The 3299-nt window shown below is 59.5% G+C and carries 4 protein-coding genes and 1 pseudogene; 3 read left to right on the plus strand and 2 right to left on the minus strand.

Going from position 1 to position 3299, the window contains the following annotated elements:
• On the minus strand, nucleotides 1-281 hold a 281-nt coding region (locus tag Y707_RS32370; protein WP_216699325.1), incomplete at its 3' end, for a hypothetical protein.
• Between the two features lie 49 nt (nucleotides 282-330).
• Nucleotides 331-456 (minus strand): annotated as a pseudogene (locus Y707_RS30295) (universal stress protein); the annotation flags it as partial.
• A gap of 259 nt (nucleotides 457-715) precedes the next feature.
• Between Y707_RS30295 and Y707_RS0121425 the strand changes: the two are divergent.
• From Y707_RS0121425 to Y707_RS29305, 3 genes are all read left to right on the plus strand, one after another.
• Nucleotides 716-1813: a tyrosine-type recombinase/integrase gene (locus Y707_RS0121425; protein ID WP_026536562.1), complete on the plus strand. Its 1098-nt coding sequence runs from the start codon at nucleotides 716-718 to the stop codon at nucleotides 1811-1813.
• Nucleotides 1814-1818: 5 nt separating this feature from the next.
• Nucleotides 1819-2151, plus strand: a complete 333-nt coding sequence (locus Y707_RS0121430) for a helix-turn-helix domain-containing protein (RefSeq protein WP_026536563.1) — start codon at nucleotides 1819-1821, stop codon at nucleotides 2149-2151.
• A gap of 319 nt (nucleotides 2152-2470) precedes the next feature.
• Nucleotides 2471-3299 (plus strand): hypothetical protein (locus Y707_RS29305; RefSeq protein WP_162150264.1); only part of this gene is annotated, 829 nt, incomplete at its 3' end.

The following is a 3299-nucleotide window of genomic DNA, read 5'->3' on the forward strand; positions in this document are numbered from 1 at the left end:
GCGCCAGCGGCTGCTGCGGCGATCGCCTCAGCGACCGGGTCGCTCGAGGTGACCGGTCGTCGACCACCCTTCTTGCTCACACGCCAACGCATCGTTCGCCCTCGCCTCCGCATCACATTCGGTCTTGGTGAAGTACTGTACTTGGTGGTTCCGTCCGCCGTCGTGATCCGCAACAGCTCGACCCAGAGCCCGTCGCCGTCGGTGTTCCGCTCGGCGATGGCATCCGGGCAGCAACGCATCACCCCTCGGCGCCAATTGTGGTCAGCATCTCTTGGAGTCATAGGCAACATCATTACCTTGTACGTTCGGTGGCCGGGATTATGCCCCTTGTCATCGCTTTGGTTTGACTGTGAGAACCGGGCAATCGGCATTTAACAGAAGATCTTGTGCGGTGCTGCCCAAGAAGAGTTTGCCGACCGGTGATCTTCGCCGCAGTCCGATTACCAGCAAAATCGCCATTATTGCATCTGATGCAATAAGTTCCGGCCTCTGATATCGACACGCGTCCGGGGTGTTCCGGGACATGAAAAGGAGCTCCCCACCAGTCATGATAGGGATTTCTCTGGCAAGTTCATGAGCTGATCCGGGAAGCAATTCAGCCGCGCTTCGGAGGTTCGGCATTCCGGGTAACCCACCGCTGACTTGCGGGTTTGCATCGATTGCTCAATTGATGAATGATTCTTGCATCTATTGCAATCGTCATTCGGGGGGTTTAATGGCCATCGATTCGTCCGGCCGAGTGTTGGAGATCAGCTCGGTACGGTTCCTGCATCCGGAGGAGCACGTCTTTACCGAGATGCTCAGCGGCTGGCGTAATCAGCAGCTCAGCCGCAACCTGGCGCATTTGACCATCGAACAGCGCGAACGCCTCGTGAAGCGGTTTCTGAGTTTCACCAACGAGTATCCATGGCATTGGAGCCCGGCGAATGTAGACGAGTTTTTCGGTGACCTACGGGCGGAAAAGAAGGCCAGGCAGTCTACGGTGCGCAGCTATCAGGCGGCTCTGAGGGCATTCTGCTCCTATGTCAGCGATCCGGTTTACGGTTGGGACCGGGTTTGCGAACGGCAGTTTGGGACACACCCTGCCCAAGTGTGTTTTGACTGGAACACGGCCGTCCATGTCCAGGCTTCGGAGTCGGCGGCGGAAAAGCGGGCCTTCACCCGTAGGGAGCTGCAATTGTTTTTCGACCGCGCCGATGATGAGGTATCGAGGATCGCATCCCTTGAACGCAAGGGATGGCTGCCGGCCTACCGGGACGCAGTGGTGTTCAAAACCGCCTACGCGTGGGGACTAAGGCGCAATGAGGTCCGGCACCTGCAAACGGTTGATTTCGCGAGGAATCCGCATGCACGGGAGTTTGGCAAACACGGTGTGCTGCAGGTCCGTTATGGAAAAGCCATGAAAGGCTCGGCGCCGAAGCGCCGCAGCGTACTGACAGTCTTTGACTGGTCCTCCGAGATTATGGAGGACTGGCTTGAGAACGGACACCGGCATATGAGCGGTGGATTGGACTTGTTCCCCTCTGAACGCGGCACCCTTGTTTCCGAGGCCGCCTTACTGCGCAGGTTCCGCCGCTACTGTGATGACCTCGACCTCTCGCCGGGGTTGGATTTTCACTCCCTGCGCCGCTCCTACGTAACCCACCTAATCGAGGCCGGCATGGATGCACTGTTCGTGCAGAATCAGGTAGGGCATGAGCACGCGTCGACGACCGCCTTATATACCAGTGTCTCCAGCGACTACCGCGTGAAGACACTACGCCGGGCGCTGGACTCAACCATGAAAAACGCTTTGTCCGGGATGGAGGACTAACCACTATGAAAAGAGAAACTGACTACCGCTGGCGACTGCCGGAGCTGATGGCCGCCCGGGGCATGCATAACAGCACAGATCTCGCTCCTTCACTGCGCGAACGCGGCATCGATCTCTCCGCTTCACAGATTTACCGTCTGGTCACCCACCGTCCGGAGCGTATATCGCTGAAAATGGTCTCAGCCTTATGTGACATCTTCTCCTGCGGCCCCGAAGACCTCATCATCGTCACCGCCGCGGACGCCAGGCGTAAAAAGACGGCCACCGATGCCAACGTGGTCAATCTGGATAAGAGCATCCGGCCTAAACGGGCCAGAGTCAGTCGCGATGGGCATTGATGTTATCCCGCGGCCGCACCGACGGGGACGTCCGCGCGTCGGAGGCTCATTCCTCTGTCACAGATGCGGACGGCAGGCCAGCAAGCATCGCGCCAGCTGGCCCGAAGGGCGTATTTGCGGAACCTGCTTCACTCAAGCAATGCGTACCCGCGGTACCTGTCCCGGCTGCGGGAAGGACCGCATGCTCCCTGGCCGCGCAGGACACACTACAAACCAGCCGGTCTGCACTGATTGCGCCGGCATCACCGCCGACTATCACTGCCGCCGGTGCCGGGCTGAGACCGAGCACTACCGCAAGGGAATCTGCGCCCGTTGTTCATTGAGAGAAGACCTGACCACGCTTCTTACACCGGTTCCGCATGATGGCGAAACGCCCCGCGCGGAGAATACGAGAATTCTGACGGAGGCTCTCTGCGCCGCGTTGCGCCCCGAAAGCATACTGACCTGGCTGCGCAACCCGGATCTGCGCCTTGTGTTGAGCAGAATCGCCAATGGGCAGCTGCCGCTGACCCATGAAGCCTTCGACGCCGAACCGGCGGGCACCCGCATCGAGCATCTGCGCAGTCTGCTGATCCATCACGGACTTCTGCCCGAACGAGATCAATACCTGTTCCGGTTCGAGGCCTGGCTCGATGACAAGTTCAAGGCCATTGCAGACTCGGAGATACGCCGTCCCGTTGAACAATTCGTCCGCTGGCATCACTTACGCCGTATCCGCAGCCTCTCGCAGGAAGGCCGTCCCACCCGCGCCTCTATCATCAGTTCGAAACAGGAAATCATTGAGGCCACCAGGTTCCTCACCTGGCTTTTCCACACCTGCGCACGGACAGCAGAAGAATGCACCCAGGCGGATTTCGATACCTGGCTGGCCGATGGCACCGCCACCCGGCGCGCCGCTAAACCGTTCATCCGCTGGGCCGTGAAGAACCGGATCTGCGGCCCAATCAGCACCGGCCGCCACATCACCAAAACCGTGCCAATGCTCACCCAGGACCAACGCCTCGAATGGCTCAAAAGGTGCCTGACCAGCGAGATCGATACCCTCGCATACCGAGTGGCCGCCGTCCTCGTGCTGCTCTACGGCCAGCCCCTGGCCAGAATCGTCAAAATGCGCACAACCGATATCGTCTCGATACCGGCCGGCCCCC

This window comes from Arthrobacter sp. H14 (assembly GCF_000520495.1).
In the GTDB taxonomy this organism is placed as follows: Bacteria; Actinomycetota; Actinomycetes; order Actinomycetales; family Micrococcaceae; genus Arthrobacter_C.